General features: G+C 61.6%; 16 protein-coding genes. 14 read left to right on the forward strand and 2 right to left on the reverse strand.

The window, feature by feature from the left end:
- Positions 1-32 precede the first annotated feature (32 nt).
- A complete protein-coding gene (locus tag ACF6ZU_RS22350; RefSeq protein ID WP_392887054.1) occupies positions 33-923 on the reverse strand; it encodes a LysR family transcriptional regulator in 891 nt (296 codons plus the stop codon).
- 146 nt (positions 924-1,069) lie between these two features.
- Here ACF6ZU_RS22350 and leuC point away from each other — a divergent pair, with 146 nt between their 5' ends.
- From leuC to ACF6ZU_RS22385, 7 genes are all read left to right on the forward strand, one after another.
- On the forward strand, positions 1,070-2,488 hold the full coding sequence (gene leuC, locus ACF6ZU_RS22355; protein WP_392887055.1) for a 3-isopropylmalate dehydratase large subunit: 1,419 nt from the start codon (positions 1,070-1,072) through the stop codon (positions 2,486-2,488).
- Positions 2,489-2,498: 10 nt separating this feature from the next.
- Positions 2,499-3,143, forward strand: coding sequence for a 3-isopropylmalate dehydratase small subunit (gene leuD, locus ACF6ZU_RS22360; RefSeq protein WP_008028298.1), 645 nt, complete (start codon positions 2,499-2,501; stop codon positions 3,141-3,143).
- Positions 3,144-3,279: 136 nt separating this feature from the next.
- On the forward strand, positions 3,280-4,047 hold the full coding sequence (locus ACF6ZU_RS22365; RefSeq protein ID WP_392887057.1) for a class I SAM-dependent methyltransferase: 768 nt from the start codon (positions 3,280-3,282) through the stop codon (positions 4,045-4,047).
- 65 nt (positions 4,048-4,112) lie between these two features.
- Positions 4,113-5,195, forward strand: a complete 1,083-nt coding sequence (gene leuB / locus ACF6ZU_RS22370; RefSeq protein ID WP_392887058.1) for a 3-isopropylmalate dehydrogenase — start codon at positions 4,113-4,115, stop codon at positions 5,193-5,195.
- A gap of 68 nt (positions 5,196-5,263) precedes the next feature.
- On the forward strand, positions 5,264-6,376 hold the full coding sequence (gene asd / locus ACF6ZU_RS22375; protein ID WP_008037636.1) for an aspartate-semialdehyde dehydrogenase: 1,113 nt from the start codon (positions 5,264-5,266) through the stop codon (positions 6,374-6,376).
- 259 nt (positions 6,377-6,635) lie between these two features.
- Entirely contained in the window at positions 6,636-7,646 is a 1,011-nt protein-coding gene (locus tag ACF6ZU_RS22380) for an aspartate-semialdehyde dehydrogenase (RefSeq protein WP_392887059.1), read from the forward strand.
- Between the two features lie 208 nt (positions 7,647-7,854).
- Complete coding sequence (locus ACF6ZU_RS22385) at positions 7,855-10,500, forward strand: FimV/HubP family polar landmark protein (protein WP_392887061.1); 2,646 nt, start codon at positions 7,855-7,857, stop codon at positions 10,498-10,500.
- 162 nt (positions 10,501-10,662) lie between these two features.
- Here the strand turns inward: ACF6ZU_RS22385 and ACF6ZU_RS22390 are convergent, their stop codons facing one another.
- Positions 10,663-11,322, reverse strand: a complete 660-nt coding sequence (locus ACF6ZU_RS22390) for a M24 family metallopeptidase (protein ID WP_392887062.1) — start codon at positions 11,320-11,322, stop codon at positions 10,663-10,665.
- 187 nt (positions 11,323-11,509) lie between these two features.
- Between ACF6ZU_RS22390 and truA the strand changes: the two genes are divergently transcribed.
- The 7 genes from truA (at position 11,510) to purF (ending at position 18,305) form a co-directional block, all read left to right on the forward strand.
- The gene (gene truA, locus ACF6ZU_RS22395) at positions 11,510-12,334 is read left to right on the forward strand and encodes a tRNA pseudouridine(38-40) synthase TruA (protein WP_392893879.1); all 825 of its coding nucleotides are present in this window, start codon (positions 11,510-11,512) and stop codon (positions 12,332-12,334) included.
- A gap of 63 nt (positions 12,335-12,397) precedes the next feature.
- Positions 12,398-13,021: a phosphoribosylanthranilate isomerase gene (locus tag ACF6ZU_RS22400; protein ID WP_392887063.1), complete on the forward strand. Its 624-nt coding sequence runs from the start codon at positions 12,398-12,400 to the stop codon at positions 13,019-13,021.
- A 209-nt stretch (positions 13,022-13,230) separates the two neighbouring features.
- A complete protein-coding gene (gene accD / locus ACF6ZU_RS22405; protein ID WP_214382092.1) occupies positions 13,231-14,151 on the forward strand; it encodes an acetyl-CoA carboxylase, carboxyltransferase subunit beta in 921 nt (306 codons plus the stop codon).
- A complete protein-coding gene (gene folC / locus ACF6ZU_RS22410) occupies positions 14,148-15,455 on the forward strand; it encodes a bifunctional tetrahydrofolate synthase/dihydrofolate synthase (protein ID WP_392887064.1) in 1,308 nt (435 codons plus the stop codon). Before accD ends, folC begins: the two co-directional genes overlap by 4 nt.
- Complete coding sequence (locus tag ACF6ZU_RS22415; RefSeq protein WP_392887066.1) at positions 15,439-16,098, forward strand: SPOR domain-containing protein; 660 nt, start codon at positions 15,439-15,441, stop codon at positions 16,096-16,098. The genes folC and ACF6ZU_RS22415 overlap by 17 nt, the downstream gene beginning before the upstream one ends.
- A 99-nt stretch (positions 16,099-16,197) precedes the next feature.
- The gene (locus tag ACF6ZU_RS22420) at positions 16,198-16,758 is read left to right on the forward strand and encodes a CvpA family protein (protein WP_017337640.1); all 561 of its coding nucleotides are present in this window, start codon (positions 16,198-16,200) and stop codon (positions 16,756-16,758) included.
- A 41-nt stretch (positions 16,759-16,799) separates the two neighbouring features.
- The gene (purF, locus tag ACF6ZU_RS22425) at positions 16,800-18,305 is read left to right on the forward strand and encodes an amidophosphoribosyltransferase (RefSeq protein ID WP_007935163.1); all 1,506 of its coding nucleotides are present in this window, start codon (positions 16,800-16,802) and stop codon (positions 18,303-18,305) included.
- The last annotated feature ends 34 nt before the right edge of the window (positions 18,306-18,339 follow it).

An 18,339-nucleotide genomic window follows, 5' to 3' on the forward strand; every position in this document is an offset into this window, starting at 1 on the left:
AGGAATTCGAGGCTCTATAGGAGTAGCACAAGTTAGCCTTGAGTCCCTGGCAGATCGATTTGCGCATCCAGCAAAGCCATGAAGGCCCGTGCTGCGTTCGACAGCGTCCTTTCGGTGTGCAAGATATAGCCTAGCTGGCGAGTCAGTTGTATGCCCGGCAAAGGTATTCGCGCAACCTGATCATCCAGCATGGTGCGCGGCAGCACGCTCCAGGCCAGGCCGATCGACACCATCATCTTGATGGTTTCCAGATAATTCGTGCTCATGGCGATGTTCGGCGTCAAGCCTTGGGCCTCGAACAGGCGCTGGACGATGTGATGGGTAAAGGTGTTGCCGCCGGGGAACACCGCCGGGTGCAGGGCGATGTCCGCCAGGCTGACCGCACCATTGCTGATCAATGAATGCTCCGGGGCGACCACGAAGTCCAGCGGGTCGTCCCACACCGGTGTGGCCTTGACCAGTGCGTGGGGCTCTGGGGCGAGGGTGATGACCGCCAGTTCGGCGCGGCCATGGAGAATTTCTTCGTAGGCCACTTCCGAATCGAGGAACTGAATATCCAGCGCGACCTGCGGGTAGCGGCGGGTGAACTCCCTTAATAAGGGCGGCAGACGGTGCAGGCCGATGTGGTGACTGGTGGCCAGGGTCAGCCGCCCGGTCACTTCCCCGGTCAGGTTGGTCAGCGCGCGACGGGTGTCGTCCAGCACATTGAGAATCTGGTAGGCCCGCGGCAGCAGGGCGCGCCCGGCCTCGGTCAGGCCGACTTCACGGCCCAGGCGGTCAAACAGCCGCACCTTCAATTGCTGTTCCAGCCCGGCAATGCGTTTGCTGATCGCGGGCTGCGTCAGGTGCAGCCGTTCACCGGCGCCGGAGAAGCTTCCGGTCTCGGCGATGGCAATAAAGGCATTGAGGTTGGCGAGGTCCATTGCTGTATTCCAGTTGGTTATCCAAAGCATAAAAAATATGAATTTGAGTTATTTAATGTAACCCCCTAGGATCGACCTCACAAGCCAAAGGGTTATTGAATCTCTCAAGACCCAGGGCATAGAAACAAGCTGATGAGGACCGTCTGATGGCCGGCAAAACGCTTTACGACAAGCTGTGGGATTCCCATGAAGTGAAACGGCGCGACGATGGGTCGTCGCTGATCTATATCGACCGCCACATCATCCATGAAGTGACTTCGCCCCAAGCTTTCGAAGGCCTGCGTCTGGCCGGGCGCAAGCCTTGGCGCGTCGACTCGATCATCGCTACGCCGGACCACAACGTACCGACCACTCCGGATCGCAAGGGCGGCATCGAAGCGATTACCGATCAGGTCTCGCGCTTGCAGGTTCAGACCCTCGACGACTACTGCGATGAATATGGCATCACCGAATTCAAAATGAATGACGTGCGCCAGGGCATCGTTCACGTGATCGGTCCGGAGCAGGGCGCGACCTTGCCGGGCATGACCGTGGTCTGCGGCGACTCGCACACCTCGACCCACGGCGCGTTCGGCGCACTGGCCCACGGCATCGGCACTTCCGAGGTCGAGCACGTGTTCGCCACGCAGTGCCTGGTCGCCAAGAAAATGAAGAATATGCTGGTGTCGGTCGAAGGCAAATTGCCGTTCGGCGTGACCGCCAAGGACATCGTGCTCGCGGTCATCGGCAAGATCGGCACCGCCGGCGGTAACGGCCATGCCATTGAGTTCGCCGGTAGCGCCATTCGCGACTTGTCGATCGAAGGCCGCATGACCATCTGCAACATGTCCATCGAGGCCGGCGCTCGCGTGGGCCTGGTGGCGGCGGATGAAAAAACCGTGGCCTATGTCAAAGGCCGTCCGTTTGCCCCGAAAGGCGCGGAATGGGACCTGGCGGTCGAAGCCTGGAAAGACCTGGTTTCGGACGAGGATGCCAAGTTCGACACCATCGTCGAGCTCGACGCGACCCAGATCAAACCGCAAGTCAGCTGGGGCACTTCGCCCGAGATGGTGTTGGCCGTCGATCAGAACGTGCCGGACCCGGCGAAGGAAATGGACCTGGTCAAACGCGGTTCCATCGAGCGCGCCTTGAAGTACATGGGTTTGACCGCCAATCAGGCGATCACCGACATTCAGCTGGACCGCGTGTTCATTGGCTCCTGTACCAACTCGCGGATCGAAGACCTGCGTGCTGCGGCGGTGATCGCCAAGGGCCGTAAAGTCGCTTCGACCATCAAGCAGGCCATCGTAGTGCCGGGCTCGGGTCTGGTGAAGGCGCAAGCCGAGGCCGAAGGCCTGGACAAGATTTTCCTCGAAGCCGGTTTCGAGTGGCGTGAACCGGGTTGCTCGATGTGCCTGGCGATGAACCCGGACCGTTTGGAGTCGGGCGAGCATTGCGCATCGACCTCCAACCGCAACTTCGAAGGGCGTCAGGGCGCTGGTGGCCGTACGCACCTGGTCAGCCCGGCCATGGCCGCGGCGGCTGCCGTCAACGGTCGTTTCATCGACGTTCGCGAACTGATCTGAGGAACCGCACATGAGAGCTTTTACCCAACACACCGGTTTGGTCGCGCCATTGGACCGTGCCAACGTCGACACCGACCAGATCATTCCGAAGCAGTTCTTGAAGTCGATCAAGCGCACCGGTTTTGGTCCGAACCTGTTTGACGAATGGCGCTACCTGGACGTGGGTTATGCCTACCAGGACAACTCCAAGCGTCCGCTGAACAAGGATTTCGTGCTCAACGCCGAGCGTTACCAAGGCGCCAGCGTATTGCTGGCCCGTGAGAACTTCGGTTGCGGCTCCAGCCGCGAGCACGCGCCGTGGGCGCTGGAAGAATACGGTTTCCGCAGCATCATCGCGCCGAGCTACGCCGACATCTTCTACAACAACAGCTTCAAGAACGGCTTGCTGCCGATCATCCTGAGCGACGCTGAAGTGGATGAGCTGTTCCAGCAGGTCGAAGCGAACCCGGGCTACGAGCTGAAGATCGACCTGCAAGCCCAGACCGTGACCCGTCCGGACGGCAAGGTCTACAGCTTCGAACTCGACGAGTTCCGCAAGCATTGCCTGGTCAATGGCCTCGATGACATCGGCCTGACCTTGCAGGATCACGAGGCCATCGCATCGTTTGAAGCCAAACACCGGGCGAGCCAGCCGTGGTTGTTTCGCGACGCGTAAATTTGCATAAGGCGTGATGACGCCATCGCGAGCAGGCTCGCTCCTACATTTGAAATGCGAACTCCTGTAGGAGCGAGCCTGCTCGCGATGAGGCCCGAACCAACACCCCAAGACTCACCCGAAAAAGGAAGTCCCCATGACCAGCACCGCCCAGCACAGTCAGGTAGTCCAGAAACAATTCGGTGAACAGGCTTCGGCCTACCTGAGCAGCGCCGTCCACGCTCAAGGCACCGAATTCGCACTGCTACAGGCTGAACTGGCGGGGCAGGGCGATGCGCGGGTGCTGGACCTCGGTTGCGGCGCCGGTCACGTGAGTTTTCACGTGGCGTCGCTGGTCAAGGAAGTGGTGGCCTATGACCTGTCGCAGCAGATGCTCGACGTGGTCGCCGGCGCTGCCGTTGATCGTGGACTGGGCAACGTGTCCACGGTCCTCGGTGCCGCCGAGCGCCTGCCGTTCGCCGATGGCGAATTCGACTTCGTGTTCAGCCGTTATTCGGCGCACCATTGGAGCGATCTCGGCCTGGCCTTGCGCGAAGTGCGCCGGGTGCTGAAGCCGGGCGGCGTGGCAGCCTTCATCGACGTGTTGTCACCGGGCAGCCCGTTGTTCGACACTTACCTGCAAAGCGTCGAAGTGCTGCGTGACACCAGCCATGTGCGCGACTATTCCGCTGGCGAATGGCTGCGTCAGGTCAGCGAGGCGGGATTGCATACCCGCAGCACCACCCGTCAGCGCCTGCGTCTGGAGTACAACTCCTGGGTCGAGCGCATGCGCACGCCGCAGGTGATGCGCGCAGCGATCCGCGAGTTGCAGCAGTCGATGGGCAATGAAGTGCGCGAGTATTTTGAGATTGAGGCCGATGGTTCGTTCAGCACAGATGTACTTGTGTTGTGGGCTGAACGATAAGCATCGAGCGACAGACTTTTTCCGGGTGCGCCCATGGGCGCGCCGACTGATGACATGAGGAAAGCATGAGCAAGCAGATTCTGATTCTCCCGGGTGACGGCATTGGTCCGGAAATCATGGCCGAAGCGGTCAAGGTGCTGGAACTGGCCAACGACAAGTACAGCCTGGGCTTCGAGCTGAGCCACGACGTGATCGGCGGCGCCGCCATCGACAAGCACGGCGTGCCACTGGCCGACGAAACCCTGGAGCGTGCCCGTGCCGCCGACGCCGTTCTGCTGGGCGCCGTGGGCGGCCCGAAATGGGACACCATCGAGCGTGACATCCGCCCTGAGCGCGGTCTGCTGAAAATCCGTGCGCAACTGGGCCTGTTCGGCAACCTGCGTCCGGCGATCCTGTACCCGCAACTGGCCGAGGCATCGAGCCTGAAAGCGGACATCGTGTCCGGCCTGGACATCCTGATCGTTCGCGAGCTGACCGGCGGTATCTACTTCGGCGCGCCACGTGGCACCCGTACCCTGGAAAACGGCGAGCGTCAGTCCTACGACACCCTGCCGTACAGCGAAAGCGAAATCCGCCGTATCGCCCGTGTCGGTTTCGACATGGCCATGGTGCGTGGCAAGAAGCTGTGCTCGGTGGACAAGGCCAACGTATTGGCCTCCAGCCAGCTGTGGCGTGAAATCGTCGAAGAAGTGGCCAAGGATTACCCGGAAGTCGAACTGAGCCACATGTACGTCGACAACGCCGCCATGCAACTGGTGCGCGCGCCGAAGCAATTCGACGTGATCGTCACCGACAACATGTTCGGCGACATCCTGTCCGACCAGGCATCGATGCTCACCGGCTCCATCGGCATGCTGCCGTCGGCATCCCTGGATACCCACAACAAGGGCATGTACGAGCCTTGCCACGGTTCGGCGCCGGACATCGCGGGCAAAGGCATCGCCAACCCGTTGGCGACCATTTTGTCGGTGTCGATGATGTTGCGTTACAGCTTCAACCAGTCGGGCGCGGCGGACGCGATCGAGAAGGCCGTCAGTCTGGTTCTGGACCAGGGCCTGCGCACAGGCGACATCTGGTCGGCCGGTTGCACTAAAGTCGGTACGCAGGAAATGGGTGACGCAGTAGTCGCCGCGCTGCGGAATCTGTAATCTCTCGGGCCCGCTGCCACTTTCAAAATCGAAGGCAGCGGCCCACTTTTCAAGAAGGTGTAGTTGCGATGAAACGTGTAGGTCTGATCGGTTGGCGCGGTATGGTCGGTTCCGTGCTCATGCAGCGGATGCTGGAAGAGCAGGATTTCGATCTTATCGAGCCGGTGTTTTTCACCACTTCCAATGTCGGTGGCCAAGGCCCGTCCGTGGGCAAGGACATTGCTCCGCTCAAGGACGCTTACAGCATTGAAGAGCTGAAAACCCTCGACGTGATTCTGACCTGCCAGGGTGGCGACTACACCAGCGAAGTCTTCCCGAAGCTGCGCGAAGCCGGCTGGCAGGGTTACTGGATCGACGCCGCTTCCAGCCTGCGCATGCAGGATGACGCGGTGATCGTGCTGGACCCGGTGAACCGCAAGGTCATCGACCAGCAGCTCGACGCGGGCACCAAGAACTACATCGGCGGCAACTGCACCGTCAGCCTGATGCTGATGGGCCTGGGCGGTCTGTTCGAAGCCGGGCTGGTCGAGTGGATGAGCGCCATGACTTATCAGGCGGCCTCCGGTGGCGGCGCGCAGCACATGCGTGAACTGATCAAGCAAATGGGTGTGACCCACGGCGCCGTCGCCGATCAACTGGCCGACCCGGCCAGCGCGATCCTCGACATCGACCGTCGTGTGGCCGAAGCCATGCGCAGTGATGCGTACCCGACCGAAAACTTCGGCGTACCGTTGGCCGGCAGCCTGATCCCGTGGATCGACAAGGAACTGCCGAACGGTCAGAGCCGCGAAGAGTGGAAGGCCCAGGCCGAGACCAACAAAATCCTCGGTCGCTTCAAGAGCCCGATCCCGGTCGATGGCATCTGCGTGCGCGTCGGCGCCATGCGCTGCCACAGCCAGGCACTGACCATCAAGCTGAACAAAGACGTGCCGATCGCCGACATCGAAGGGCTGATCAGCCAGCACAACCCTTGGGTCAAACTGGTGCCGAACAACCGTGACATCAGCATGCAGGAGCTGAGCCCGACGAAGGTCACCGGCACCCTGAATGTTCCGGTTGGCCGTCTGCGCAAGCTGAACATGGGTTCGCAGTTCGTCGGTGCCTTCACTGTCGGCGACCAGCTGCTGTGGGGCGCGGCTGAACCGCTGCGTCGCATGCTGCGGATTTTGCTTGAGCGTTGATCGATTGACGCAATGAAAGAGCCCGCGCCTTGAAAGAGGTGCGGGTTTTTTTATGGGGTTGTGTTGCCAGTCAGGCCGCCATCGCTGGCAAGCCAGCTCCCACAAGGTCGTGCGCATTTTCAAAAAATGGCGCGCAACCTGTGGGAGCTGGCTTGCCAGCGATGAGGACATTAGGGTCGCCGCAAACCCTTGGCCGAATTGCCTGCACGCCACCCACCCGGTAAAGTGCCGCTCCCCCCGTTTCGCCAGAGGTAGCACCATGAGCCAGTCCCTTGATATTGCCGTGATCGGCGCCACCGGTACTGTCGGCGAAACGCTCGTGCAGATTCTCGAAGAGCGCGACTTTCCAGTCGGCAACCTGCACCTGCTGGCCAGCAGCGAGTCAGCCGGGCATTCGGTGCCGTTTCGCGGCAAGAACGTGCGGGTGCGGGAAGTCGATGAGTTCGACTTCAGCAAAGTCCAGCTGGTGTTCTTCGCCGCAGGTCCGGCGGTCACCTTGAGTTTCGCCTCGCGTGCCGCAGCTGCCGGCTGCTCGCTGATCGACCTGTCCGGCGCCTTGCCGGCCGATCAGGCGCCGCAAGTAGTGCCTGAGGCTAATGCCCAAGTGCTGGCCGGTCTGAAAAAGCCGTTCCAGGTCAGCAGCCCGAGCCCGTCGGCCACCACCCTGGCCGTGGCGCTCGCTCCGTTGCTTGGTCTGCTCGACCTGCAGCGCGTCCATGTGACCGCCGCCCTCGCTGTTTCTGCCCAAGGTCGAGAGGCCGTCACCGAACTGGCCCGGCAGACCGCCGAACTGCTCAACGTGCGCCCGCTGGAGCCGACCTTCTTCGATCGGCAGATGGCGTTCAACCTGCTGGCACAAGTCGGCAAGCCGGATGATCAGGGCCATACGCTGCTGGAAAAACGCCTGGTGCGCGAGCTGCGTCAGGTCGTGGCATTGCCTTTATTAAAGATTTCCGTCACTTGCATTCAAGCCCCGGTGTTTTTTGGCGATAGCTTTAGCGTGACCTTGCAGTCGGGCAGCGCTGTGGACCTGGCGAAAGTCAACGTGGCGCTGGAAGACGCTCCGGGTATCGAGCTGGTGGAAGCCGGTGATTACCCGACGCCGGTCGGCGATGCAGTCGGGCAGGACGTGGTTTACGTCGGTCGGGTTCGCGCGGGAATCGACGACCCGTCGGAACTTAATTTGTGGCTGACGTCAGATAACGTACGCAAAGGCGCGGCGCTCAATGCTGTGCAGGTGGCTGAATTGTTGATAAAAGACCTGCTGTAAAAGATACTTGGCAACAATTTGCAAGCTACTTCCAGCCGGGCGCTATGCTTGGCCAGATTGCTGAAGGCAAGCCACCCTGCGGGGCTTTCCGGGGCATGAAAGAAATTATCGCGCGCGACGACTCTTCGCCGTCGCGCGCAATGCCTTACGGCAGCGACTATCAACACCTTCTCGCTGGCCGAGGAATGTTCAAACAAAGGATGAGGCTATGGTTCAAGTTCGCAAACTGGTGTTAGCAATAGCGGCCGCCTCGGCGCTGTCCTCCGGTATGGCGCATGCGCTCGGGCTCGGGGAATTGACCCTGAAGTCGTCGCTGAACCAGCCGCTGGTAGCGGAAATCGAGCTGCTGGACGTCAAGGACCTCACCGCTGCCGAAGTGGTGCCGAGCCTGGCTTCACCCGACGATTTCGCCAAGGCCGGTGTCGACCGTCAGGCGTTTCTCAACGACCTGAGCTTCACCCCGGTGCTCAACGCCGGTGGCAAAAGCGTCCTGCGCGTGACCTCCAGCAAGCCGCTGTCCGAGCCAATGGTGAAATTCCTGGTTCAGGTGATGTGGCCTAACGGCCGTCTGTTGCGTGACTACAGCGTGCTGCTCGATCCGTCCAAGTTCTCGCCGCAAACCGCTGAAGCGGCTGCGCAACCGGCACCGACCCAGACGGTTGCCGCACCAGTCACCGGCGCCACCAAACCGACTCAGTACACCACCACGCCGCGCGATACCCTTTGGGAAATCGCAGCGAAGGCGCGCAACGGTGGTTCGATCCAGCAAACCATGCTGGCCATCCAGGCGCTGAACCCGGATGCGTTCATCAACGGCAACATCAACTTGCTCAAAACCGGTCAGGTCCTGCGCATGCCGGATCAGGCGCAAAGCACCAGCGTGCCGCAGCCCAAGGCAGTTGCAGAAGTCGCTGCGCAGAACACGGCATGGCGTCAGGGTCGTCGGTATGTGGCGAAGCCGGGCACCGGCCAGCAGCAACTCGATGCCACCAAGCGCGGTCGCGGCGAAGTCGCTCCTGCGAAGCCCGCCAAGGACAATCTGAGCCTGGTTTCTGCCGAGTCCGGCAAGACCGGCAAAGGTGCCAAGGGTGATGCGAAGGCCTTGAACAACAAGCTGGCCGTGACCCAGGAAAGCCTGGACACGACCCGTCGTGACAACGCTGAACTGAAAAGCCGCATGGCCGATCTGCAAAGTCAGATGGACAAGCTGCAGCGCCTGATCGAACTGAAGAACAATCAACTGGCCAAGTTGCAGGCCGAAGGCGCGGCGGCACCAACAGCGCCGGCCGCACCTGCGGCTGCCGTGGCGACGGCTCCGGTCATCTCCGCCGAACTGACGCCTGCTCCTGCGCCAGCGCCGGTCGAAGCTGTGCCGACGCCTGCTCCAGAGGCAGCACCGGCCCCGATCGAGGCGCCTGTCGAGCCGGCACCTGCCGCCTCTGACGATAAAACGTTCAACGAGCTGCTGACCAATCCGGTGCTGCTGGGTCTTGTCGGTGGTGGTGCGGTAGTTCTGCTGTTGCTGCTGTTGTTGCTGGCTCGTCGTCGCAAGGCCCAGCAGGAAGCCGAAAAACACATGCGGATGGCCCGTGCCTTGTCCGAGGAGCAGGAGTTCTCCGTTGAGCAGGACCTGCCGGAAAGCAGCTTCGAAGGTCTGGAAGTTCCGCCGCCAAGCGTGAACCTCGCGAGCGCGCCGACTCCTGCGCCAGCGCCGACCCCGGCACCTGCACCTGCACCGGCTCCAGCGCCTGTGGTTGCTCCAGTCGTGATGACTACGCCAATTGCCGCGCCATTGGTGGCGCCAGCCGCTGATCGTGATGACGACGTTCTGGGCAAGGTGCAGTCGCACATCGCCGCCGGTCGCCTGAATCAGGCTGCCGCGCTGCTGGAAGACGCCATCAAGCAAGAGCCTCAGCGCAGCGACCTGCGCCTGAAGCTGATGGAAGTCTACGGTCAGCAGGGCGATCGTGATGGTTTCGTCGGCCAGGAGCGCAAGCTGGTGGCCAACGGCGAAAACTTCGCCCGCGTCGAAGAACTGAAAAGCCGCTTCCCGGCCATGGCTGTGGTCGCTGCCGGTGGCCTGGCCGCCGCGGCCATCGCTGCCGAGCTGGATGCGCAGTACGTCAAGGACCTGTTGCTGGACGAGCCAGAGGCACCGGCCGCCGCGCTGGAAGACGCTGACTTCGACAGCGCGTTCGACCTGAGCCTGGACGATCTGGAAACGGCATCGCCGGCGGTGGTCGCTGCGGCGCCGACGCCGGAAGACCTGGCTGAGCTGGACGAGTTTCCGCTGGATGACGACCTGAGCTTTGAGTCGGTTCTGCAACAGCAGACCGAAATCAAAGAGAACCTCGACGACCTGTCGGACTTCGATCTGGACATGGACCTCGGCGCGGATCCGGCTCCGGCCACGCTGGCTGAAGACGATTTCCTGTTGAGCCTGGATGACGACGCCAAAGGTCTGCCTGCCGCTGGTGCGCCGGCTGTGGCTGAAGTGGCGCTGGATGACCTGGATCTGCCGGCTGATTTCGATCTGTCGCTGGCGGATGAAATGGACGCGCCGGATGCCTTCGCAGCCGAGCTGGACGACGTCAACGCCGAACTGGATCGCCTGTCCCAGAGCATCGGCGAGCCGACCTTCACGGCAGAGGATGCATTGGCTTCCGCTGCCGACGAGCCGGACTTCGATTTCCTCTCCGGCACCGATGAAGTCGCCACCAAGCTCGATCTGGCCCAGGCCTACATCGACATGGGCGACGCCGATGGCGCGCGGGACATCCTCAACGAGGTGGTCAGCGAAGGTGATGCCGGTCAGAAGAGCGAAGCCAAGGAAATGCTGTCGCGTCTGGCTTGAGTGATCGGTAAGGCATAAAAAACGGCAGCCCATCGAGGCTGCCGTTTTCGTTCCGGATCACCGTAATCCCCCCCTGTGGGAGCGAGCCTGCTCGCGAAGCGGTGTGTCAGACACCCTATGCGGCACTGGCACACCGCATCGCGAGCAGGCTCGCTCCTACACTTACGCCAGTAAATCCTCATAAAACGCACCAAACGGCCGGGTAGGGTGGGCGATCTGGATTTCCAGAATCCACAACCCGACATTCGGGCACTCCTCGAAATTGCCCAGATCCCCCGCACGATAAATGGCATGGGGAAAATCGCTGACCCGGTGCCCCTTGATCTCCAGGTTCAATTTCCAGCCCATCGCCGTCGCCTGTTCGTCGGCGTAACGGTACAGCTCCGGACCGGCCACCTGCCGGGTTCGCCAGTAATCGTGGACCTGATCGAACAAGGTCTTCGCCGCCACCGCGCACGCCGCCATCTCGGGATCGTGACCGACCACAAACGTGGCACCCGAGTCGCCTTCATGGCGATCCCAGACCACACCCAGGTCGATGAAGAAAATGTCGTCTTCAGCCAGTACCGGATCACCTTCGGAGCGCTGCTTGAAGGTTTTCAGGGTGTTTTCGCCAAAGCGGATCTTCGAAGGGTGCCAGATCCGGTCCATGTCCAGTTCGTTCAGCACTTCGAGGCTCATGGTCAGGGCTTCGGACTCGCGCATGCCGGGCTTGATGCGTCGGGTCATTTCGTCGATGGCTTCCCATGTCTTGCGTTTGGCGTGCAGCATGCCTTCCAGACTGTATGCCAGGCCGACGGCTTCTTTGAGTGTGGCGGTCATCATCAGGTCTCGGTGGTGTGGTGTTTTCGTTGTGTAGTTATCTATATAGTGAAGTCTGCACAGTCACCGCAACGCTACAAAAGCCACGCGCCGCTGGCGTCCGGGTACGACGGCCTTATAATGCCCGCCTTTGCGCATATCAGCAGGCTTTCACTCCTTGGCAAATATCGATAATCCGGCCGCCGAAATGGCAGCCGACGGCTTTTTCCGCATCGCCCTGGGCGTTGAATACAAAGGCTCGCGCTATCGCGGCTGGCAGCGCCAGGCCTCTGGCGTGCTCACGGTGCAGGAAACTCTGGAGAACGCCCTGTCCAAGGTCGCCGATTCGCCGGTGTCGCTGCTCTGCGCCGGGCGCACCGACGCCGGTGTGCATGCGTGCGGTCAGGTGGTGCATTTCGATACGCAGGTCGAGCGTTCGATGAAGGCCTGGGTCATGGGCGCCAACATCAATCTGCCCCACGATGTCAGCGTCAGTTGGGCCAAGGTCATGCCGGCGCATTTTCATGCACGGTTCAAGGCGATCGCCCGGCGTTATCGTTATGTGATCTACAACGATCAGATCCGCCCGGCGCACCTCAACGAAGAAATCACCTGGAATCACCGCCCGCTCGACGTCGAGCGCATGGCCGAGGCCGCGCAATACCTGGTCGGCACCCATGACTTCAGCGCTTTTCGCGCGGGTCAGTGCCAGGCCAAGTCGCCAATCAAGGAGTTGCATCACCTGCGCGTCACGCGCCACGGCAAGATGATTGTGCTGGATATCCGCGCCAGCGCCTTCCTGCACCACATGGTGCGCAACATCGCCGGGGTGCTGATGACCATCGGTGCCGGCGAGCGTCCGGTGGAGTGGATGAAGGAAGTGCTGGAGAGTCGGATTCGCCGGTCCGGCGGGGTCACGGCCCATCCGTTTGGCCTGTATCTGGTGCAGGTCGAGTACCGCGACGAGTTCGAATTGCCCGAGCGTTACATCGGCCCACACTTCCTTACCGGTTTCACCGAACTTGACGGCTGACGCCCTCGAACGCATTTGTTACCATCCGGGACTTTCCCGGATTTGCCCTGAGGTTTTATCGACATGTCGGCCGTTCGCAGCAAGATTTGCGGGATTACCCGCATAGAAGATGCGTTGGCGGCAGTCGAGGCGGGTGCCGATGCGATCGGGTTTGTGTTTTACGCCAAGAGCCCACGGGCGGTGACGTTCCAGCAGGCGCGCGACATCATCAAGGCGCTGCCGCCGTTCGTGACCACCGTGGGTTTGTTCGTCAATGTCAGTCGTTGCGAGTTGGGCGAATTGCTCGACGCGGTGCCGCTGGACCTGTTGCAGTTCCATGGCGACGAAACCGCTGCCGAGTGCGAAGGCTGGCACCGTCCGTACATCAAGGCGCTGCGGGTCAAGGCCGGCGACGACATCGCGGCGGCATGCGATGCCTTCCCGAGCGCCAGCGGTATCCTGCTCGACGCCTACGTTGAAGGCATACCCGGCGGAACCGGCGAAGCGTTCGACTGGTCTCTGATACCGCAGGGCTTGAGCAAGCCGATCATCCTGGCGGGCGGCTTGACGCCGGAGAATGTCGCCGGGGCAATCGCACAGGTTCGGCCTTATGCCGTGGACGTCAGTGGCGGGGTGGAGGCGAGCAAGGGCATCAAGGATCACGCAAAGATTCAGGCGTTCATTAACGCGGTACGCAGCAGCACGTAGTTGATGTGACGGCTGGCAGACTGCCGCCGTCCCAAAATGCACTGCGCTGCACAAAGCAGGCACGGCTGAGGATTGATGGGTTGTACGCAGGTCACGCTTCACTGACCCGGCCACCCGCCGATCATCGCCACACACATGAATTTAGCTCAAGGGCATACGCGGGGCTGCGAACCAGAGCGTTCGGGCCGCCGGTACTGGAGAAAGAAAGCATGAGCAACTGGTTAGTAGACAAACTGATCCCTTCGATCATGCGTTCCGAGGTCAAGAAGAGCTCGGTGCCTGAAGGTCTGTGGCACAAATGCCCGTCTTGCGAGGCTGTGCTCTATCGTCCGGAGCTGGAAAAGACCCTGGACGTTTGCCCCAAGTGCAACCACCACATGCGTATTGGCGCCCGCGCCCGTATCGACATCTTCCTCGACGCCGAAGGCCGTAACGAGCTGGGCGCGGACCTGGAGCCGGTTGACCGTCTGAAATTCCGCGACGGCAAGAAGTACAAGGACCGCCTGACCGCTGCACAAAAGCAGACGGGCGAAAAAGATGCGTTGATCTCCATGAGCGGCACCTTGCTGGGCATGCCGGTCGTGGTGTCGGCCTTCGAGTTCTCCTTCATGGGCGGTTCCATGGGTGCCATCGTCGGTGAGCGCTTCGTTCGCGCCGCCAACTACGCCCTGGAAAACAAATGCCCGATGATCTGCTTCGCCGCTTCCGGTGGCGCGCGGATGCAGGAAGCCCTGATTTCCCTGATGCAAATGGCCAAGACCTCTGCGGTGCTGGCGCGTCTGCGTGAAGAAGGCATCCCGTTCATCTCCGTGCTGACCGACCCGGTCTACGGCGGCGTTTCCGCCAGCCTGGCGATGCTGGGCGACGTGATCGTCGGCGAGCCGAAAGCCCTGATCGGCTTCGCCGGTCCGCGCGTGATCGAGCAGACCGTTCGCGAAAAACTGCCGGAAGGCTTCCAGCGCAGCGAGTTCCTGCTGGAGCACGGTGCGATCGACATGATCATTCACCGTCAGGAACTGCGTCCGCGCCTGGGTAACCTGCTGGCGCAACTGACCGGCAAGCCGACGCCGAAATTCGTCGCTGCGCCTATCGAGCCGATCGTGGTTCCGCCGGTGCCTGCGAACATATGACCCAACGTACCCTTGGCGAGTGGCTCGCCTACCTTGAGCAGTTGCACCCTTCGGCCATCGATATGGGGCTGGAGCGCTCGCAGCAGGTAGCGTCCCGCATGGGGCTGGGCAAGCCGGCGCCTCGGGTGATCACGGTCACCGGCACCAACGGCAAGGGTTCTACCTGCGCGTTCGTAGCTTCGTTGCTGCGGGCGCAGGGTCTGAAGGTGGGTGTCTACAATTCTCCGCACCTGCTGCGTTACAACGAGCGGGTGCAGGTCAACGGTGTCGAAGCGACTGACGCCGAGCTGTGCGAAGCCTTTGCAGCGGTCGAGGCGGGTCGCGGCGAGACGTCCCTGACGTATTTCGAGATGGGCACCCTGGCAGCGTTCTGGCTGTTCCAGCGCTCCGGGCTGGATGCCGTGGTGTTGGAAGTCGGCCTTGGCGGGCGTCTGGACACGGTCAACGTGGTGGATGCCGACATGGCGCTGGTGACCAGCATCGGTGTCGATCACGCGGACTATCTGGGCGATACCCGCGAATCCGTTGCCTACGAAAAAGCCGGCATCTTCCGCCAGGGCGCGCCTGCGCTCTGTGGCGACCTGAATCCCCCACAACCTTTACTGGATAAAGCGCGCGAGCTGGCTTGCCCGTTTTTCCTGCGTGGGCGCGATTTCGATCTCGGTGTGACCGATCACAGCTGGCAATGGCGCGGTGTTGACGCCCAGGGGCGTGCGGTAGAGCTGCATGACCTGCCGCTGCTCGATCTGCCGATGGAGAACGCCGCGCTGGCGTTGCAGGCCTATCTGCTGCTCGGTTTGCCTTGGGTGGATGCACAGATTATTGAGGCCCTCAAAGCTACCAAAGTGGTCGGACGTCTCGATCGTCGCCAGTTCGACTGGCAGGGCAAGCGTCTAAACTTGTTACTGGATGTCGGGCATAACCCTCATGCCGCCGAATACCTGGCTCGTCGCCTGGCGAGCCGGCCACCCGCAGGCAAGCGCCTGGCGGTGTTCGGTTTGTTGGCGGACAAGGACCTGGAGGGGGTTGTCGGCGAGTTGAAGGCCAGTGTCCAGCACTGGGCCGTTGCACCGCTGGATTCGCCGCGGGCGCGACCGGTTGCCGATCTGCAAGGGGCGCTGGAGAACCTTGGTGCTTCAGTAACGTCCTATGGCAGTGTGGCTGCGGCGCTGGAAGGGCAGTGCGCACAAGCGACAAGCGACGACGAGATTCTGTTGTTCGGATCATTTTATTGTGTCGCCGAGGCCCTCGAATGGCTGGCCCGGCGCTCCACGGAGGAAGCGGCAAATGGCATTGCTGGATAAGGCATACAAGCAGCGCATGGTCGGCGCCCTGGTTCTGGTGGCGCTGGCGGTGATTTTCCTGCCGATGTTGTTCTCCCGTCAGGACGAGCAGCGTCAGGTCACGGTCGAAGCGCCTGCGGCACCGCAGGCGCCTTCGGTGCCGCAAGTGCAGGTTGAGCCAGTGGTGGTGCCTGAGCCGCAAGTCTTGCCGCAGGAACCTGTGCCGAGCGATGACGACATCGCCCAGCAGGAAGAGCCGGCGATTCCGGCAGCACCGGTCGCGCCTGTCGCCCCTGCACCCGTCGCCAAGCCGATTCCGCAACCTCCGGCCCCGGTCAACAAGCCAACGACCGCACCGAGTCAGCCGATTACCGCTGCACCGGGCAAACCGGACACCACGCAAAGCCGCATCGATGCCAATGGCTTGTCGGTCAGCTGGTCGGTGCAACTGGCCAGTCTGTCGAGCCGTGCCAGCGCCGAAAACCTGCAGAAAACCCTGCGCAGCCAGGGCTACAACGCCTATATCCGCACCGCCGACGGCAAGAATCGGGTGTTCGTCGGGCCGTTGATCGAGCGTGCGGAAGCCGATCGTCTGCGTGACTTGCTGAACCGCCAGCAGAACCTCAAGGGTTTTGTGGTGCGCTTCCAGCCTGAGCGCGGTTGAAAACTATCGACCCGATTTGAAATGCACTGACAATCGCAGCTTACCGATAAGCATGGGCTCTGCTAAAATGCGCCGCCTTATCCGTCTGTAGGCTGCACTGTGCCATTTACCTGGGTTGACTGGGCGATCGTTGCAATCATCGCCATCTCCGCATTGATCAGTCTGAGCCGCGGCTTCGTCAAGGAAGCATTATCGCTGGTGACCTGGATCATCGCAGGAGTCGTCGCCTGGATGTTCGGTGGTGCATTGTCCGAGTACCTCGCCGGATACATCGAAACGCCATCGGCTCGCGTGATCGCGGGTTGCGCAATTATGTTTGTCGCCACGTTAATCGTAGGCGCAATGATCAATTATCTTATCGGCGAATTGGTTCGCGTCACCGGCCTGTCCGGGACCGATCGATTCCTCGGCATGGCCTTCGGCGCCGCCCGTGGCGTGTTGCTGGTGGTCGTGGCGGTCGGGCTGTTGAGCCTGGGGCCGGTACAGCAGGACGGGTGGTGGCAACAGTCGCAGCTCGTGCCAAAATTTCTATTGGTCGCAGACTGGTCCAAAAACCTGATCCTCGGGTGGAGCAGTCAGTGGCTTGCCAGCGGTATCAGCGTACCCGCTGAGATACCGTTCAAGGAGCATCTCTTGCCGACGGCCAAAACGCCTCAGTGAGTTGTGTTCAGTTCAGATCCATTAAGTAGGGGTTGCGTCGCATGTGTGGCATCGTCGGTATCGTCGGTAAGTCGAACGTCAATCAGGCGCTGTATGACGCGCTAACCGTCCTCCAGCACCGCGGCCAGGACGCTGCCGGTATCGTGACCAGCCATGACGGCCGGTTATTCCTGCGCAAGGACAATGGCCTGGTGCGTGACGTGTTCCATCAGCGTCACATGCAGCGCCTGGTCGGCCACATGGGCATTGGCCATGTGCGCTACCCGACCGCGGGCAGCTCGACGTCGGCCGAAGCTCAACCGTTTTACGTCAACTCGCCTTACGGCATCACCCTGGCGCACAACGGTAACCTGACCAACGTTGAACAGCTGGCCAAGGAGATTTACGAATCTGACCTGCGCCACGTCAACACCAACTCCGATTCGGAAGTGCTGCTGAACGTGTTCGCGCACGAACTGGCCCAGCGCGGCAAGTTGCAGCCGACCGAAGAAGACGTGTTCGCGGCGGTGACTGACGTGCACAACCGTTGCGTCGGTGGCTACGCCGTCGTGGCGATGGTGACCGGTTACGGCATCGTCGGTTTCCGCGACCCGCACGGCATCCGCCCGATCGTCTTCGGCCAGCGTCACACCGACGAAGGCGTCGAGTACATGATCGCCTCCGAGAGCGTGTCCCTGGACGTGCTCGGTTTCACCCTGATTCGCGACCTGGCGCCGGGCGAAGCGGTCTACATCACTGAAGACGGCAAGCTGCACACCCGTCAGTGCGCGACCAACCCGTCCCTGACCCCGTGCATCTTCGAACACGTCTACCTGGCGCGTCCGGACTCGATCATCGACGGCGTGTCGGTCTACAAGGCCCGCCTGCGCATGGGCGAGAAGCTGGCCGAGAAGATCCTGCGCGAGCGTCCGGATCACGACATCGACGTGGTCATCCCGATTCCGGACACCAGCCGCACCGCGGCGCTGGAGCTGGCGAACCACCTGGGCGTCAAGTTCCGCGAAGGCTTCGTGAAGAACCGCTACATCGGCCGGACCTTCATCATGCCGGGCCAGGCTGCGCGGAAAAAATCCGTACGCCAGAAGCTCAACGCCATCGAACTGGAATTCCGCGGCAAGAACGTGATGCTGGTGGACGACTCGATCGTTCGCGGCACCACTTGCAAGCAGATCATCCAGATGGCCCGCGAAGCCGGCGCCAAGAACGTCTACTTCTGCTCCGCGGCACCGGCCGTTCGCTACCCGAACGTCTACGGCATCGACATGCCGAGCGCCCACGAGCTGATCGCCCACAACCGTTCGACCCAGGACGTTGCCGACCTGATCGGCGCTGACTGGCTGATCTATCAGGACCTCCCTGACTTGATCGAAGCGGTCGGCGGCGGCAAGATCAAGATCGACAAGTTCGATTGCGCGGTGTTCGACGGCCAGTACGTGACCGGCGATGTCGACGAGGCCTACCTGAACAAGATCGAGCAGGCACGCAACGATGCCTCCAAGGTCAAGACGCAGGCAGTCAGCGCGATCATTGATCTGTACAACAACTGAGTAACTACCGGCCCTGAGGGGCCGGTTTTGTATC

It is taken from the genome of Pseudomonas migulae (assembly GCF_043225285.1).
Classification (GTDB): Bacteria; Pseudomonadota; Gammaproteobacteria; order Pseudomonadales; family Pseudomonadaceae; genus Aquipseudomonas; species Aquipseudomonas migulae_C.